At 45.3% G+C, this 16,137-nt stretch carries 16 protein-coding genes; 2 read left to right on the top strand and 14 right to left on the bottom strand.

All coding sequences use genetic code 11. The features are described 5' to 3' along the window. Window positions 1–16: 16 nt before the first annotated feature. A complete protein-coding gene (locus L1D23_RS06690) occupies window positions 17–616 on the bottom strand; it encodes a YitT family protein (RefSeq protein WP_239864961.1) in 600 nt (199 codons plus the stop codon). Between the two features lie 366 nt (window positions 617–982). On the opposite strand from L1D23_RS06690, the gene glyA reads away from it, so the two are divergent. Further along, the gene (glyA, locus tag L1D23_RS06685) at window positions 983–2,233 is read left to right on the top strand and encodes a serine hydroxymethyltransferase (RefSeq protein ID WP_239838361.1); all 1,251 of its coding nucleotides are present in this window, start codon (window positions 983–985) and stop codon (window positions 2,231–2,233) included. Between the two features lie 250 nt (window positions 2,234–2,483). After that, window positions 2,484–3,050 carry a hypothetical protein gene (locus L1D23_RS06680; RefSeq protein WP_239864959.1) on the top strand — a complete coding sequence of 189 codons (567 nt, stop codon included), beginning with the start codon at window positions 2,484–2,486 and terminating at the stop codon, window positions 3,048–3,050. Window positions 3,051–3,123: 73 nt separating this feature from the next. Here L1D23_RS06680 and L1D23_RS06675 read toward each other — a convergent pair whose 3' ends face one another. From L1D23_RS06675 to leuS, 13 genes are all read right to left on the bottom strand, one after another. Beyond that, complete coding sequence (locus tag L1D23_RS06675) at window positions 3,124–3,450, bottom strand: hypothetical protein (protein WP_239838359.1); 327 nt, start codon at window positions 3,448–3,450, stop codon at window positions 3,124–3,126. Between the two features lie 132 nt (window positions 3,451–3,582). Further along, window positions 3,583–4,548, bottom strand: a complete 966-nt coding sequence (gene lipA / locus L1D23_RS06670; protein ID WP_239864957.1) for a lipoyl synthase — start codon at window positions 4,546–4,548, stop codon at window positions 3,583–3,585. A 34-nt stretch (window positions 4,549–4,582) separates the two neighbouring features. Continuing rightward, entirely contained in the window at window positions 4,583–5,236 is a 654-nt protein-coding gene (gene lipB, locus L1D23_RS06665) for a lipoyl(octanoyl) transferase LipB (RefSeq protein WP_239838357.1), read from the bottom strand. Window positions 5,237–5,414: 178 nt separating this feature from the next. Continuing rightward, a complete protein-coding gene (ybeD, locus tag L1D23_RS06660; RefSeq protein ID WP_114786547.1) occupies window positions 5,415–5,693 on the bottom strand; it encodes a DUF493 family protein YbeD in 279 nt (92 codons plus the stop codon). Window positions 5,694–5,834: 141 nt separating this feature from the next. Next, complete coding sequence (locus L1D23_RS06655) at window positions 5,835–7,013, bottom strand: serine hydrolase (RefSeq protein ID WP_239838356.1); 1,179 nt, start codon at window positions 7,011–7,013, stop codon at window positions 5,835–5,837. A gap of 89 nt (window positions 7,014–7,102) precedes the next feature. Next, complete coding sequence (locus tag L1D23_RS06650) at window positions 7,103–7,885, bottom strand: septal ring lytic transglycosylase RlpA family protein (protein WP_239838355.1); 783 nt, start codon at window positions 7,883–7,885, stop codon at window positions 7,103–7,105. Continuing rightward, on the bottom strand, window positions 7,886–9,007 hold the full coding sequence (gene rodA / locus L1D23_RS06645) for a rod shape-determining protein RodA (protein ID WP_239864955.1): 1,122 nt from the start codon (window positions 9,005–9,007) through the stop codon (window positions 7,886–7,888). It abuts the gene before it with no gap. Further along, a complete protein-coding gene (gene mrdA / locus L1D23_RS06640) occupies window positions 9,007–10,890 on the bottom strand; it encodes a penicillin-binding protein 2 (protein ID WP_239864953.1) in 1,884 nt (627 codons plus the stop codon). The genes rodA and mrdA overlap by 1 nt, the downstream gene beginning before the upstream one ends. A gap of 7 nt (window positions 10,891–10,897) precedes the next feature. Next, complete coding sequence (rlmH, locus tag L1D23_RS06635; RefSeq protein ID WP_239864951.1) at window positions 10,898–11,368, bottom strand: 23S rRNA (pseudouridine(1915)-N(3))-methyltransferase RlmH; 471 nt, start codon at window positions 11,366–11,368, stop codon at window positions 10,898–10,900. Window positions 11,369–11,372: 4 nt separating this feature from the next. Then, window positions 11,373–11,690 (bottom strand): ribosome silencing factor, encoded by a 318-nt coding sequence (rsfS, locus tag L1D23_RS06630; protein ID WP_239838351.1) that lies wholly within the window; start codon window positions 11,688–11,690, stop codon window positions 11,373–11,375. A gap of 60 nt (window positions 11,691–11,750) precedes the next feature. Next, window positions 11,751–12,764, bottom strand: coding sequence for a DNA polymerase III subunit delta (gene holA, locus L1D23_RS06625; RefSeq protein ID WP_239864949.1), 1,014 nt, complete (start codon window positions 12,762–12,764; stop codon window positions 11,751–11,753). Window positions 12,765–12,772: 8 nt separating this feature from the next. Then, the gene (gene lptE / locus L1D23_RS06620) at window positions 12,773–13,405 is read right to left on the bottom strand and encodes an LPS assembly lipoprotein LptE (RefSeq protein WP_239864947.1); all 633 of its coding nucleotides are present in this window, start codon (window positions 13,403–13,405) and stop codon (window positions 12,773–12,775) included. A 134-nt stretch (window positions 13,406–13,539) separates the two neighbouring features. Beyond that, complete coding sequence (gene leuS / locus L1D23_RS06615; protein ID WP_239864945.1) at window positions 13,540–16,113, bottom strand: leucine--tRNA ligase; 2,574 nt, start codon at window positions 16,111–16,113, stop codon at window positions 13,540–13,542. Between the last annotated feature and the right edge of the window lie 24 nt (window positions 16,114–16,137).

The raw sequence follows: 16,137 nt of genomic DNA, 5'->3' as shown, positions 1-16,137 counted from the left end.
CTTCATCTAGTGGTTCTCAACCGTAATTGACCGAATAACGGGTTGGCTTGTGGTTCATGGCTAACACAACATTGAGCAGGATAGCGCCCAAAATAGATAACCCAATGACTTCTGGAGAGACAAAGAAGAATGATGCGAACAAGATGCAACAATCGATAGCTAGTTGAGACTTGCCCACTGAAATGCCGAACTTATCCTGAATAAACAGGCAAAGTACGTTGAAACCGCCGAGACTTGAGCGATGCCGGAACAGGATAAGCATACCTAAGCCCATCAGTAATCCGCCGGCAACCGCGCAATACACAACGTTGACCGTTTCAAGGCTGACGACCAGATATAGGTGATCTGCAAACACAGAGACTAAGGCACCAGAAATAGCACTGTTAAAAGCAAATCGTGAGCCAAAACGCTTCCACGCGAGTAAATAAAAAGGACTATTGGCCAAAAAGTAAAGCGTACCGAAGGAAAGTGACACAAACTGGTTCATAAGCAACGCTAAACCTGTGGTGCCTCCGGTTAACAGATTGGCAGATTGGAGGAAGAAAACGCCCTGAGCGACCAGAAATGTTCCGGTTAAAATAGCAATCCAATCTTCTTTGCGTGAGTGTTTTTCCATCAATTTGAAACTTTTACAGTAGATAATGGCGCGCATACTATTTAAAAAATGAGGTTTTCGGTAGCTTGAGAAGTAAATTTAAGGTAAACCTATGTAATTATCGTTTTACGGGGTGTAAAGGGAAAAATTGACACTTTTCATATTTATACGATTTAGAAAGGTGACAATATGACAATCCTCGTAGAACCACATGAAGAATCTGCATGAGAAAAAGTAAAACTTTCTCTTTATGGCCAAGATCAAATTATGTAGAATGCGCGCTATTAACGTGATGCAAACGTTTGCGTGAGTAAATTTACGTAGATTAATAGGGTCATTAGTAGGTTTTTTGCAAATTTCAGTTTAAATCTGAGTCAGGAGATACAGATGCTAAAGCGTGATATGAACATCGCAGATTACGATGCGGAACTGTTCGCAGCAATCCAAGAAGAAACTCTTCGCCAGGAAGAACACATTGAACTAATCGCTTCTGAAAACTACACGAGCCCACGTGTAATGGAAGCTCAAGGTTCTCAGCTAACAAACAAATACGCTGAAGGCTACCCTGGCAAGCGTTACTATGGCGGTTGTGAATACGTTGATAAAGCGGAAGCTTTGGCAATTGATCGTGCATGTCAGCTATTCGGCTGTGAGTACGCGAACGTTCAACCTCACTCGGGCTCACAAGCAAACAGCGCTGTGTACATGGCATTGCTAAACCCAGGTGATACTGTTCTAGGTATGAGCCTAGCGCATGGTGGTCACTTGACTCATGGCTCACCAGTAAACTTCTCTGGTAAACACTACAACGTGATTCCTTACGGTATCGACGAAGCGGGTCAAATCAACTACGACGAGATGGAGCAGCTTGCTCTAGAGCACAAGCCTAAGATGATCATCGGCGGCTTCTCGGCTTACTCTCAAATCGTTGACTGGGCTCGCATGCGTGAAATTGCAGACAAAGCAGGCGCGTACCTGTTCGTAGACATGGCGCACGTTGCTGGTCTAATCGCAGCTGGCGAATACCCAACACCCGTTCCACATGCTCATGTTGTGACAACAACAACGCACAAGACACTAGCAGGCCCACGTGGTGGTCTAATCCTGTCTAATGCTGGCGAAGAGATGTACAAGAAGCTGAACTCAGCGGTATTCCCTGGTGGTCAGGGTGGTCCTCTGATGCATGTTATCGCAGGTAAAGCGGTAGCGTTCAAAGAAGCAATGGAGCCGGAATTCAAAGCGTACCAAGCGCGTGTAGTGAAGAACGCTAAAGCGATGGTTGCCCAGTTCCAAGAGCGTGGTTACAAGATCGTTTCTAACGGTACAGAGAACCACCTGTTCCTAGTTGACCTCATCGACAAAGACATCACAGGTAAAGATGCTGATGCAGCACTTGGCGCAGCAAACATCACGGTAAACAAGAACTCAGTGCCAAACGATCCACGTAGCCCGTTCGTGACTTCTGGTATCCGTGTAGGTTCTCCAGCCATCACTCGTCGTGGTTTCACTGAAGAAGATGCTAAAGAACTAGCGAACTGGATGTGTGACGTTCTTGATAACATCGGCAGCGAAGAGGTTATCCAAGCAACGAAAGCGAAAGTGCTTGAAATCTGTAAGCGCCTACCGGTTTACGCTTAATCTCACTGCGCGAATCATTGCCACTTTTAAAACCTCCCGCTGGGAGGTTTTTTTTACTTTCTGATTCTTTCCCTAAGCAAACCAACTGGATAAACCAGTTACTCCTTCACTTCCCTTATCATGCTGGTCACTCAATGAGTGATAATTAAAAACCGCAACATAATCACAATGTTTTATATCTGTGATTGATTGGTATTGAGTTTAAATCTATATACTTAGTTTTAATTGGCTATTCATAAGGAAGAGTTGAATGCGTCCAACGAAAGAAAACCTGACCGCTTTGGTCGGCAAAAATATTGAAATGGATATGCGTCTCACGTGTCAACCGGAAAACAGCGAGACTGGCTATTTGGAAAAGCAGTATGGTGTGACCTTAATTCAGCGTGATGGCAAAGTAGTTTTGACGCGAGATGATTCCTCCGTTGATGCTGGTGTTTGGGTACCATACGCTGAAACCAAAGCGGTGGTAGGGCGTTACACAGGCAGTGGCATAGGTTGGTTAGCGTCTGGGCCGTTTAGTGGTTGTGAAATGGCTGTTGGTGTAGATAAAGAGCAAAACCGAGTTTTTGCTGCACATATTGCAAAGCAAAGCGGTTCAACGGCACCAGCGGATTATCGAAAATTCCGCACCGATGCGAAAGCGAGTGAGTTTTATTGGAACCGGATTCCGATGCCTTTCGAAGATAAGTTTTCCTGTGCGTATGTTTTTGTTATCTGTTCAACAGACGGCATTATTTCGATGAACTCGTTAGAAGTCGAAGTGACCAGCATGGGGGGAAGCAATGGTAAGGTATTGTCGGTAAGAACGTTCAAATAGTGGAGCTCTTGCCGTTGAAATGAAAAAGGTTGATGAAAACAAATCATCAACCTTTTTTGATTCTAGCTTGAGCCTATTTTGAAATGCTCAGTAGCGTACCTGACTTACACTTGAATGAGTAGTACTTGCGGCTTTCGCTGAACTTGCCAAGACCTTCACCATCACAGTAATCGATGTTGATGTCACGCATAGTCTCAAGCGTTGCTTCGCTGGTTAGAGCAAACTTAGAGCCGTCAGCACATACGATACGTACGCGGCCATCGTCACTGACAGAGTAAAGTTCAACCTCTGTATTACACAGCTCAAAAGAAGCTTCGCGGAAATTGTCCTGCTGTGTGTTAGACGCACAACCTGCTGTTAGCGCGGCGAGAGCAACAGCAACAAAACCTAGTCTTTTCATAATAATTCCTTGGAGATGTACTTTTTTATGTCGTTAGAGCTAAGCCTATAGAAGAGTTGTGTCTCATTCAAGAAACGAAACAAAAAAGGGCTGACTTATTTTGCCAACCCTTACGACTAATTAAAGTGATATTTAGCTTACTTCAACACCTTGTGCTTGTAGGTCAGCATGGTATGAAGAGCGAACAAATGGGCCACATGCCGCGTGAGTGAAGCCCAGTTCCAGAGCAATTTCTTTTAGCTCATCAAATTCTGAAGGCGGCACGTAACGTTCAACGGGGAGATGGTGACGACTTGGAGCTAAGTACTGACCTAGAGTCAGCATAGTCACACCGTGCTCGCGAAGATCTTTAAGAACTTCAACGATTTCTTCTTTAGTTTCACCTAGACCCATCATCAAGCCTGATTTAGTCGGTACATCCGGATGCTGTTCTTTGAACTTCTTAAGCAGCTGTAGCGACCATTTGTAATTGGCGCCTGGACGAGCTTTGCGGTACAGACGAGGTGCCGTTTCCAAGTTATGGTTGAAGACATCTGGTGGGTTGTCTTTCATTAATTCAAGTGCGACATCCATACGGCCGCGGAAATCTGGGACTAGAGTCTCGATACGGATGTTTGGATTTTTGGCACGTATCTCACGGTTACAATCAGCGAAGTGTTTTGCTCCACCGTCACGAAGATCATCACGGTCAACTGAGGTAATAACCACATATTTCAGCTTCATATCTGAAATGGTTTGCGCCAGTTTTTTCGGTTCATCGGCTTCAGGAGCAACTGGGCGTCCATGAGCGACATCACAGAAAGGGCAGCGACGAGTACAGATAGCACCAAGAATCATAAAAGTGGCGGTACCGTGGTTGAAGCACTCTGCTAAGTTAGGGCAAGACGCTTCCTCACACACCGAGTGGAGGTTATTCTTACGCATCGCTGACTTAATATCTTGGATACGTTGGCTATCAGCAGGTAGCTTGATCTTCATCCAATCAGGCTTACGCAGGATTTCTTTTTGCTCAGTTGGCATGTTCTTAACTGGGATCAGTGCCATCTTGTCGGCGTCGCGGTATTTAACGCCTTTTTCCATTTGGATTGGTTTACTCATGCTATCTTTACTTCTCTTTGCTTCTCTTTGCTTCTCATCGCGTAGGAGAGGCTTCTGTGCTGAATTCAACTTGCTCGTAACCAAGCAAAGCTACAAGTTCATCGACTAATGTCGCTTCAACCTGGGTAAGATCATCCGGTCCACCAAGCTGGCTCATCTGAACCATCTCCATTCCGGCATAGCCACATGGATTGATACGCAAAAACGGTGATAAATCCATATTTACGTTCAATGCTAAACCATGAAATGAGCATCCTTTACGGATTCTCAGCCCCAAAGAGCAGATCTTTTTACCATCAACATAGACGCCTGGTGCATCTGGTCGTGCCGCCGACTCTATATTGTAATTTTTAAGGGTGTTGATCACCAGGTTCTCTATATGAGTTACAAGCTCTCTGACCCCGATCTTTTTACGACGTAAATTTATCAGGAAGTAAGCCACCAATTGACCGGGACCGTGATAGGTCACCTGACCACCTCTATCGCTTTGGACAACAGGGATATCACCGGTATTGATCAAATGCTCTTCTTTACCTGCTTGCCCTTGTGTAAAGACAGGGTTGTGCTCGACTAGCCATACTTCATCACAGGTTTCCTCAGTACGGTGATCTGTGAAGTCGTGCATGGCTTGCCAGATAGGTTCGTAATCTTGCCTACCCAGACGCTTCACAACAAGCTGGTTTTGCATTCCTGATCCTATAGTCAGTAAATAAAGTCTTGGGATTATAAACTGGTTCTGGTCATTGAACTATATACCAGTTACACATTTTTAACCCTTGGAAATATGCAGGATTATTATCTATATGATATTTAAAAAGAAAGCAGCTTTCGCTGCTTTCAAATTAATTTTATTTTATCAAATAAAATTATAGAACCATGCGTACAATGTCGATTTCACCCAGCTCTTTATACAGCGTTTCGACTTGTTCAATTGACGTCGCTGTAATGGTAATAGATACCGAATGGTAGTTGCCTTTGGCACTTGGTTTCACGCTAGGGCTATAGTCACCTGGAGCGTGGCGCTGGATCACTTCAAGAACCTTCTCTGGCAGTTCAGGCTTGGCGTAGCCCATTACCTTGTAGGTAAACGAACAAGGGAACTCAAGCAGGTCTTTCAGTTTTGCATCTGAGTTGATAGTCAACATTTTGAAACTCCAAGTTGAATGTCATGTAAGCAGCGCGGAATAGTACTGCCATTGAATCTAAATCTCAACATTCTCGCGATTTGAGCTAGCGAGAATAAAAAAAGCCGCGTGAAGCGGCTTTTGATGAATATGTGTTCTGGATTATAGGAAGCTCTTAATCAGCATCACAATGTAATCCCACAGACGGCTGAATAGGCTACCTTCTTCTACGTCTTCAAGAGCAAGAAGTGGGTACTCAGCAACATCTTCGCCTTCTAGTTGATAGTATAGCTTACCAACTACGTCACCTTTTTTAATGGGGGCTTCAAGTTCTTTTTCAAGCACGAAGCTTGCTTGAAGATTCTTCGCTTCTCCGCGAGGAAGGGTAACATATGTGTCTTGGTCGAGGCCTAGCGCAACAGTGTCTTTGTCACCCATCCAGATTTTTTCTTCGACGAAGGTTTCACCGGCTTTGTGTGGGGCAACGGTTTCAAAGAATCGGAAACCGTAGCTTAGCAATTTCTTACTTTCAGATTTACGTGCATTGGCGCTTTTGGTTCCCATCACGACCGCAACAAGACGCATTTTACCTTCTGTCGCAGAGCTAACTAAGCTATATCCCGCATTACTTGTATGGCCGGTTTTTATACCATCAACGTTCATGCTCTTATCCCACAGTAAGCCATTACGGTTATACTGTGTGATACCGTTGTAAGTGTATTTCTTCTCGGAGTAGATACGGTACTCATCAGGCACGTCACGGATCAAAGCTTGACCTAACAGTGCCATGTCATAAGGCGTTGAGTATAGATTCGAGTTATCTAGGCCGTGGACGTTAGCAAAGTGCGTATCTTTCATACCTAGGGTATTAGCCCAAGCATTCATCAGATCTACGAAAGCGTCTTCTGAGCCAGCAATGTGCTCAGCCATCGCTACACAGGCGTCATTACCGGACTGAACAATGATACCTCGGTTGAGCTCTTCCACTTTGACTGTGGTGCCAACCTCAATAAACATTTTGGAAGAATCAGGGAAGTTCTTTGCCCATGCATTCTTACTGATCGTCACATCATCCTGAAGTGAAATATTACCGCGTTCCAATTCTTGACCAATGACATAACTGGTCATCATTTTGGTCAGACTGGCTGGAGACAATTTGGTGTTCATCTCTTTTTCAGCCAGGATCTTACCTGAATGATAATCCATCAAAACGTAGCCTTTTGCGGCGATTTGGGGGGCATCCGGTACAACAATCGGAGCGGCAAATGAAGTGGATGCGAAAGTTGCAGAAAGCGCAATAGAAGACGCAAAAACGGATTTAATTAGCGTTGTTTTTTTCATATTGACTACAGGTTTATATTAACTGTCCATATCTTAACAGAAACAATCGCTCAAACCAGTGTAAGGCTTGCCCCACACTGGATTGAGGACTACTGGGATTTTATAAAAGCACTTGAATAGCCCATCAGCTTGACTTGTTCTAATGCTTTTTGTGTCAGCATATAGTCATCAAATGGACCTAGAAACACTCGATGAATGTTTTTATCCGAATTGACATAACTTTTGACTGAAAGTGTTTGACTTAAATCTTGTGCTAAAGTTCGCACTCTGTCTTCGTGTTGTGATGAAGCCACCTGAACAACGAACTTAGGCAGTGCTTTTTGTTTGTGAGCTTCCGTGGGTTTACCTACTGAGATGACCTCGATGGCAACATTTGCGGTTCCCGTACGAATCACATCCAGCTTGGTCGCTGCGGCAAAACTGAGGTCTATGATTCGACCCTCATGAAAAGGTCCGCGATCATTGACGCGCACAATAGCCGTTTTACCATTGTCTTTGTTAGTGACTTTAACATAACTGGGAATAGGTAGGGTTTTGTGCGCCGCCGACATAGAATACATATCGTATACTTCGCCGTTAGACGTTAGGTGACCGTGAAATTTTTTGCCGTACCAAGATGCCATCCCTTCTTGGGTGAAGCCTTGAGGCTCTCTGATAATTTTGTATTTCTCTCCACGCAGTGTGTAGTCACTATTACCGCCCAAGCTATAAGGTTCGTACTGAGGATTAGCATCTTCTATGTGATCAACAGAAATCGGTGAATCTGGGGCGATGTCGTCATCGATCGTGTATCGCTGAGAAGGCGTTGATGAGCAACCCGCTAACAGGATTACAGCGCATAGTATGCCAAGCAAAGGAGTATTTAGGGTCATTTAGGTTGCCTTCGAGAATGCATTTCTGTGAGTGTGGATCGACATAAGTATGCCAAAGCCGGCCATAAGAGTAACCATTGATGTTCCACCATAACTAATGAGGGGGAGTGGAACACCAACAACAGGCAGAATGCCACTAACCATGCCGATATTAACAAAAACGTAGACAAAGAAGCTTAGAACAATACTGCCAGCCATCATTCTACCAAAAGCGGTTTGTGCTTTACTGGCTAACACTAACCCTCGACCAATAATAAACAGATACAGACTAAGTAAAATTAGGATACCAATTAATCCCCACTCTTCAGCGATCACAGCAAAAATAAAGTCAGTGTGGCGCTCTGGTAAAAACTCTAATTGGGATTGGGTACCTTGTAGCCAGCCTTTGCCTGATATGCCACCTGAGCCAATCGCTATTTTACTTTGAATAATGTGGTAACCAGCGCCAAGAGGATCTGACTCTGGGTTAAACAGCGTTCTTACTCTGACTTTCTGATACTCACGCATAAGGAAGAACCAGAGAATCGGTAAAAAAGCACCAAGGCCACACGCTGCAGCGAAGATGATTCTCCAGCTGATCCCTGCAAGAAAGATAACAAATATACCTGACGCTGCAATCAGAATCGAAGTGCCCAAATCTGGCTGTTTAGCAATGAGGATAGTGGGAACAAAGACCATGACTAAAGATAGAACGAGAGTCTGGAAGGTTGGTGGCAGTGAGCGTTTACCAATAAATCGGGCCACCATAAGAGGCACCGCGAGCTTAAGCAACTCGGAGGGTTGAAAGCGGACAAAGCCCAGATTGAGCCATCGCTGGGCACCTTTGGAGGCCTCACCAAAGAATAGCACGCCGAACAACAGTAAAACCCCGACCATAAACATAAGCGGTGCCAAAGTTTCGTATGTTCGAGGAGGAATTTGCGCAAGAATGACCATAACACCTAGGGATAAGCCCATTCGCATAGCTTGGCGGTCCATCATGGCCAGACTTTGACCACTCGCACTGTACATGACTACTAGGCCAAAGCCCATTAAGACAAGAATACCGAGTAACAGAGGCAAATCGATATGAAAGCGCTCAAACAGCGCTCGGTTTTGCCCCGTAGCTGGATCAAAGTCCATTATTGTTCTGCCTCTTTATCTTTTACTAATACATGGTCGAAGATACGTCTTGCGACTGGGCCGCCTTGTGATGAGCCACCGCCGGCATTTTCTAATACCAAGGTCACAATTAGTTTTGGATCGTCGAGTGGCGCAAAGCCAGTAAATAGCGCATGGTCACGTAAGTGCTCTGCGATTTCATCTGCGTTGTATTCCTCGTCCTCAGCAAGGCCGAATACTTGCGCTGTCCCAGATTTGCCTCCACTTATATATTTGGTGTTGTAAAATGCTCGGCGTACGGTTCCTTTCTTACCGTGGTTGACCAGTCTCATCCCCTCAATGGAGAGATCCCAGAATTTTTCTTTCACCCCAGTGATAGGAGGGTATGTTTCAACCTCCGAGAGTACTTGTTTATCAAACTGCTGGCCATTTTCTATGGTTGAACGCAGTAAGTGAGGAGCGATAACTTTGCCTCGATTGACCAATACTGAAGTTGCCTTCGCTATTTGTATTGGTGTCGCGGTCCAATAGCCTTGTCCGATACCAACCGGAATCGTATCACCCTGATACCAAGGCTCACGGTGTCGAGCCATCTTCCATTCTCGAGTAGGCATGTTTGCTTTGCTTTCTTCGTATATATCGATTCCTGTCTTTTCACCAAAGCCAAACATCATCATCCAATTGGAGATGCGATCTATGCCCATATCGTAGGCTATTTGATAGAAGAAAGTATCCACTGACTCTTCGATGGATTTAACGATGTTCACACGACCGTGTCCCCAGCGTAGCCAATCTCGGAAAGGCCTAGTTTTTGAGTTAGGAATTTTCCAATAGCCTGGATCGTTGCGTGTTGTGTACGGTGTTATAACGCCTTCTTGTAGAGCAGCAACAGCCATAAATGGCTTAATTGTCGAGGCGGGTGGATAAATACCTAGTGTTGCGCGGTTAACTAAAGGGCGGTTTTTATCATTGAGCAGAGCGCTATAGGCTTTTCCCGAAATGCCATGGACGAAGGCGTTGGGATCATAGCTTGGGCTCGATACCATGGCCAAGACACCATTATCTTTTGGATCGAGAACGACGACACTACCGCGGCGCTCAGCCAGTAATTCATGAATGTAAAGTTGTAGATCGATATCAAGGTTGAGAACGATATCTTTTCCCGGGACTGGCGGAATGTATTTTAGGGTACGGATTATCCGCCCGCGGCTGTTAACTTCAACTTCTTGATAGCCCGCAGTACCATGAAGAAGGTCTTCATAATAGCGTTCAATGCCGAGCTTACCGATATCGCGAGTGGCTTGGTAGTTCGCGTCTTTTTCTTCTCTTATCAGGCGCTGCATATCACGATCGTTTATGCGCGAGACGTAACCGATGACATGAGTCAGAACTTCACCATAAGGGTAGTGACGTTTTAAACTGGCGTTCACTGCTACGCCAGGAAACTTGTGCTGATTGACGGAAAACTTGGCGACTTGCTCTTGTGTGAGCTGGGTCAACAGTGGGACTGATTTAAAACGGCGAGTTTGGCGTCGCTCTCGCTCAAAACGTTCTATTTGTTCGGGTGTGATCTCAATGTATTTTTGAAGGCGAGCAATAGTCCCTTCCATGTCTTCGATTTTTTCTGGTGTGATCTCCAAGTTGAAAACCGGGCGGTTCTCGGCAAGCAGGGTACCGTTTCTGTCGTAAATCAATCCGCGGTTTGGGGCGATTGGAACCACTTTAATCCGGTTGTCATTTGAACGAGTTTTATAGTCCTGATATTGGTTGATTTGGATGTTGTACAGGTTGGCGACTAATAGGCCAACCATAGCAACGATACCAATGAAAGCGACAATAGCACGACTTTTAAACAGCCGTGCCTCTTCTTGGTAATCCCTTATTCGGGTGCGCTTTCGTAACATGAATTGATTATTCTCGGTGGTATGGGTGGTTTGCAGTAATGCTCCAAGCTCGATACAGACTTTCTGCCATAACGATGCGAACCAGAGGATGCGGTAACGTTAAAGCGGATAGTGACCAACTTTGGTCAGCCACTGCTTTACAGGCTGGAGCCAGTCCTTCCGGACCACCGATTAAAATCGAAACATCACGACCATCAAGTTTCCAGTTCTCTAGCTGCTGAGCCAATTGTGGGGTGTCCCACTTTTTGCCAGGAATATCTAGGGTAACAATTCGATTACCTTTTGGCACTGCAGCCAGCATAGCCTCGCCTTCTTTTTGCAAAATTCTTGCAATGTCGGCATTTTTTCCTCGTTTCCCGGCTGGAATTTCAACAAGCTCTAGTGGCATGTCATGAGGAAATCGGCGCTTGTATTCTTGGAAGCCTTCTTCCACCCACTTGGGCATTTTCGTGCCGACAGCGATCAACTGAAGCTTCATTAATTTAGCTCCAGAGTTTCTCTAGCTGATAAAGCTCACGTTGCTCTTCCTGCATAACATGAAGAATTGTTGTTCCCATGTCCAATACGACCCACTCACCTTCATCTTCGCCGTCAATGCCTAGAGGAACTATCCCAGCAAGCTTAGATTCTTTTGCCACATGTTCAGCAATTGACGCTACGTGACGTTTTGAAGTGCCTGTGCAGATTATCATGTAGTCCGTGATACTGGACTTGCCTTGAACATCAAGAGTTTTAATATCTTGTGCTTTCATATCATCGGCTTTATCTACTAGAAAATCGTTCAGTTCTTCAAGTTGCAAGGTTATCTCCTCATTATTCATTTTAGGCGCAAATCAAAGCGGCGTAGTATATCACGCTTTTTACAGCTTCACTTGCGGCAAGCACATCTCAGTACTTAACTGGTGTAATAGTGGCCAGCTGGAAGCGTCATATTGAGTTTTAGAAATTATTTCCGCTTTGGCAATTAACTGAATCAACTGGGATAGCTTGGCTTGAGTTAGCCGATTCAACGCCGCTGAGTACAGTGGTTTTTTGGATTGCCAAACTCTAAAACGCTCAAAAACTTGCCCGATTGATTGAGACTGAAGGGCTTGTTGCATCGCCAAGAGTTGCGTGAGTTCTTTTTGGATAGTTCTGATTAAAATAACAGCTTCAGTACCCTCTGCTTCTAATTGACGAAGTACGCGCTGAGCACGGTTTGCTTTACCTGCGAGTAAAGCATCAGCCCAGTGGAAGGCAGTGAAATGATTGTGTCGGCTTAGAGATTCTTCCAACCGAATTAGGTTTAACTGACCATCTGGGTAGAGTAGAGCCAGTTTCTCTAAGCTTTGAGTTAAAGCGAATAAATTGCCTTCATGCCACTGAGCCAACATCTGAACTGCTTCAGCATCTGGGGTTAGGTTCAGTGCTCTGCAGCGTGACTGAACAAACTGGGGTAGACGGTTGAGGTCTGGGGTGAGGCAGTTTACCCAACAGCCGCGCGAGGACAGGGCTTTAAACCATTTAGCATTTTCCTGAGCTTTAGTGAGTTTAGTGCCAATCACGACTAATATGATGTCGTTGTGTAACATCTCTGAAATGCCTACTAGCTCTTTGGCAATCGCCGCGTTTACCCCCGATTCAGGAAGTTCTAGCTCAATCAATTGACGTGATGAAAACAGGCTTAATGCTTGGCAACTGTCATACACTAAGTTCCAATCAAAGCTATTGTCTACTGCGAACCGGTGTCGTTCTTCAAAGCCCTGAGTGTAAGCGGCTTTTTGAATGGACTGACGAGATTCTTGTAGTAGCAGAGGCTCATTACCAAATACAAGATAAGCTGGGTGGAGCTGCTTATTCAATTGCTCCACCAGTCGATCAGCGAAGATTCGCATTGGGTGCTCTACTGAAGGTTAGAGTTGTTGTCAGAAGGCGTTGCGAACTCATCTGAAAAGTAGGTCCTTACGCGGTATTGCTCTTCATCGGCCTTTAACTGAATGTCCTGTTCTTCCATTTCAAGCTCATTGGCTTCTATATCGGCTTTTAATCGGGCCATCTGACGAATAATTTGCGATGCGGCCAGTTTGCGCATTTCGTCTTCAATCATATCCCGTTCCACTGACTTTGCCAGAGCGGTGAGTGGGTTATCCAAGTAGCTGCGAGTGACGCTGGTAGAAAAGGTTTTTTCACCCAACTCTGGAATGGTTACACGGTAAGAAGCTCGAAATGTTAGCTCTTTCTCGGCTGCACGCGTGTTTTGGTAAAGTGATAAGGTGCGTTCACCAACGCCTTCACCGATTAAATGGAGGTTGGGAATATTATCTGCTGGTGGAACGACTTCAATTTCACTCATGCGCAACTGACCTTTCATCATTCGAGTAAAGTTGCTGTATTGGTCATAACTGGTTAGCGACATGGTCTCAAGTTCATCTGGGATAGAGTAATCACCACGAAGGTGGAAACCACAGGCAGAAAGTAGGCTCGCAGTAAGAACAACACTGGCTAGCTTTAAAGTAGATATTGAAAATAGGCGCATTAGTGGATGTTTCTCGATTATTGGGATACTTATCTCAGGCTACTCATTGAATACACTGAGGTAAATAAAGCAGGGTACTATAATGAATACCCTGCATAAGACTTATTTATTTGCGATTAGTTCGCAACACTTTCTTAGTTTGCAACAATGTTAAGCAGCTTACCTGGTACGTAGATAACTTTACGTACGGTTTTGCCTTCAGTGAACTTAGTCACGTTCTCATCGTTTAGACCAAGCGCTTCGATATCTTCTTTAGATATGTCCGCTGGTACTGTTAGTTTCGCACGTAGCTTACCGTTAACCTGAACGATGATTAGCTTCTCGTCTTCAACCAGTGCTTTTTCATCAAAAGTTGGCCATGCTGCGTTGTCGATATCTTCTTGACCCAGAGCTGCCCACATTTCGAATGAGATGTGTGGAGTGATTGGGTAAAGCATTACAACAACAGCTTGTAGTGCTTCATCAAGGATGGCACGATCTTGTGCAGATTCTTGAGGTGCTTTCGCTAGCTTGTTCATCAGTTCCATGATCGCAGCGATTGCTGTGTTGAACGTTTGACGACGAGCGATATCGTCAGTCACTTTAGCGATAGTCTTGTGAACGTCACGACGAAGTGCTTTTTGGTCGCTAGACAGTGCTGATGCATCAACAGCTTCTGCAGCGCCTTTCGATGCGTGCTCGTTAACAAGCTTCCAAACACGTTTTAGGAAGCGGTTAGCACCTTCTACGCCAGACTCTTGCCATTCAAGTGTCATGTCTGCAGGTGATGCAAACATCATGAATAGACGTACTGTATCAGCACCGTACTTGTCTACCATCTCTTGTGGGTCGATACCGTTGTTCTTCGACTTAGACATTTTGATCATGCCTGAGTGCGTAACATCGCGGCCTTCAGTGTCTTTAGCTGAAGTAATACGGCCTTTACCGTCGCGCTCTACAGCTACGTCAGTTGGTGCAACCCACTCTTTACCACCTTTGTCGTTCTCGTGGTAGAACGCATCCGCTAGAACCATGCCTTGACACAGTAGTTGCTTAAACGGTTCGTCAGACGTTACGTAACCTGCATCACGTAGAAGCTTGTGGAAGAAGCGTGAGTACAGTAGGTGCATACAAGCGTGCTCAATACCACCGATGTACTGGTCTACTGGCAGCCAGTAGTTTGCTTTTTCTGGATCTAAGATGTCGTCAGCTTGTGGTGAACAGTAACGTGCGTAGTACCAAGAAGATTCCATGAACGTGTCGAACGTATCAGTCTCACGTAGAGCAGGTTCGCCGTTGAATGTTGTTTTTGCCCACTCTTTGTCGGCTTTGATTGGGCTGGTAACTCCATCCATTACCACGTCTTCTGGAAGAATTACTGGTAGTTGGTCAGCAGGTACTGGGTGAACTTCACCATCTTCAGTGGTTACCATTGGGATGGGCGCGCCCCAGTAACGTTGACGAGATACACCCCAGTCACGTAGACGGAAGTTAACTGTCTTAGTGCCTTTGCCTTCTGCTTCTAGCTTGGCTGCGATTGCATCGAATGCTGCTTGGAATTCAAGACCGTCGAACTCACCTGAATCGAACAGTACGCCTTTCTCGGTGTACGCTTCTTCAGAGATGTTCAGCTCGCTGTCGTCAGCAGGCTTGATCACAGGGATGATGTCTAGGCCGTACTTAGTCGCGAACTCAAAATCACGTTGATCATGTGCTGGTACGGCCATTACAGCACCTGTACCGTAGTCCATCAGTACGAAGTTAGCAACGTAAACTGGTACTTCACGACCGTTCAATGGGTGAATAGCAGTAAGGCCAGTTGCCATACCTTTCTTCTCCATTGTCGCAAGCTCAGCTTCCGCTACTTTGTTGTTCTTACACTCTTCGATAAAGGCAGCAAGCTCAGGGTTGTTCTCAGCTGCGATTGCCGCTAGAGGGTGACCTGCTGCGATACCAACGTACGTCACACCCATTAGTGTGTCAGGACGTGTTGTGTAAACTTCTAGGTCTTGTTGACCCTTAACTTCAAACTTGAGTTCCACACCTTCAGAGCGACCGATCCAGTTGCGCTGCATGGTCTTAACCATTTCAGGCCAACCTTCAAGTTTGTCTAGGTCGTCAAGCAGTTCTTGAGCGTACTCAGTGATCTTGATGAACCACTGAGGAATTTCTTTTTGCTCGACTGGCGTATCACAGCGCCAGCAGCAGCCGTCTTCAACCTGCTCGTTAGCAAGCACGGTTTGGTCGTTTGGGCACCAGTTAACTGATGAAGTCTTCTTGTAAACTAGGCCTTTATTGTAGAGCTTAGTGAAGAATTCTTGTTCCCAACGGTAGTACTCAGGTGTACATGTTGCGAATTCACGGTTCCAGTCGTAACCAAAGCCAAGAAGCTTAAGCTGGTTTTTCATGTATTCGATGTTTTCGTACGTCCAAGGTGCGGGAGCTGTGTTGTTCTTAACAGCAGCGTTTTCCGCAGGTAGACCAAATGCATCCCAACCGATTGGTTGCATGACGTTTTTGCCTTGTAGGCGCTGGAAACGAGAGACTACATCACCGATAGTATAGTTACGCACGTGACCCATGTGCAGTCGACCACTTGGGTAAGGGAACATAGAGAGACAGTAGAATTTTTCTTTGTTTGGGTCTTCACTTACAACAAAGGTTTTGTTGTCATCCCAGTGCTTTTGAACTTTTCGTTCAATATCTTGCGGGTTATATTGCTCTTGCATCGATGATATCCGGTTATCTTGGAA

The organism is Vibrio sp. Isolate24 (genome assembly GCF_022398215.1).
Taxonomy (GTDB): domain Bacteria; phylum Pseudomonadota; class Gammaproteobacteria; order Enterobacterales; family Vibrionaceae; genus Vibrio; species Vibrio coralliilyticus_A.
Note: the sequence above shows the minus strand (reverse complement) of the source record. Positions and strands in the feature narration are given on the sequence as shown.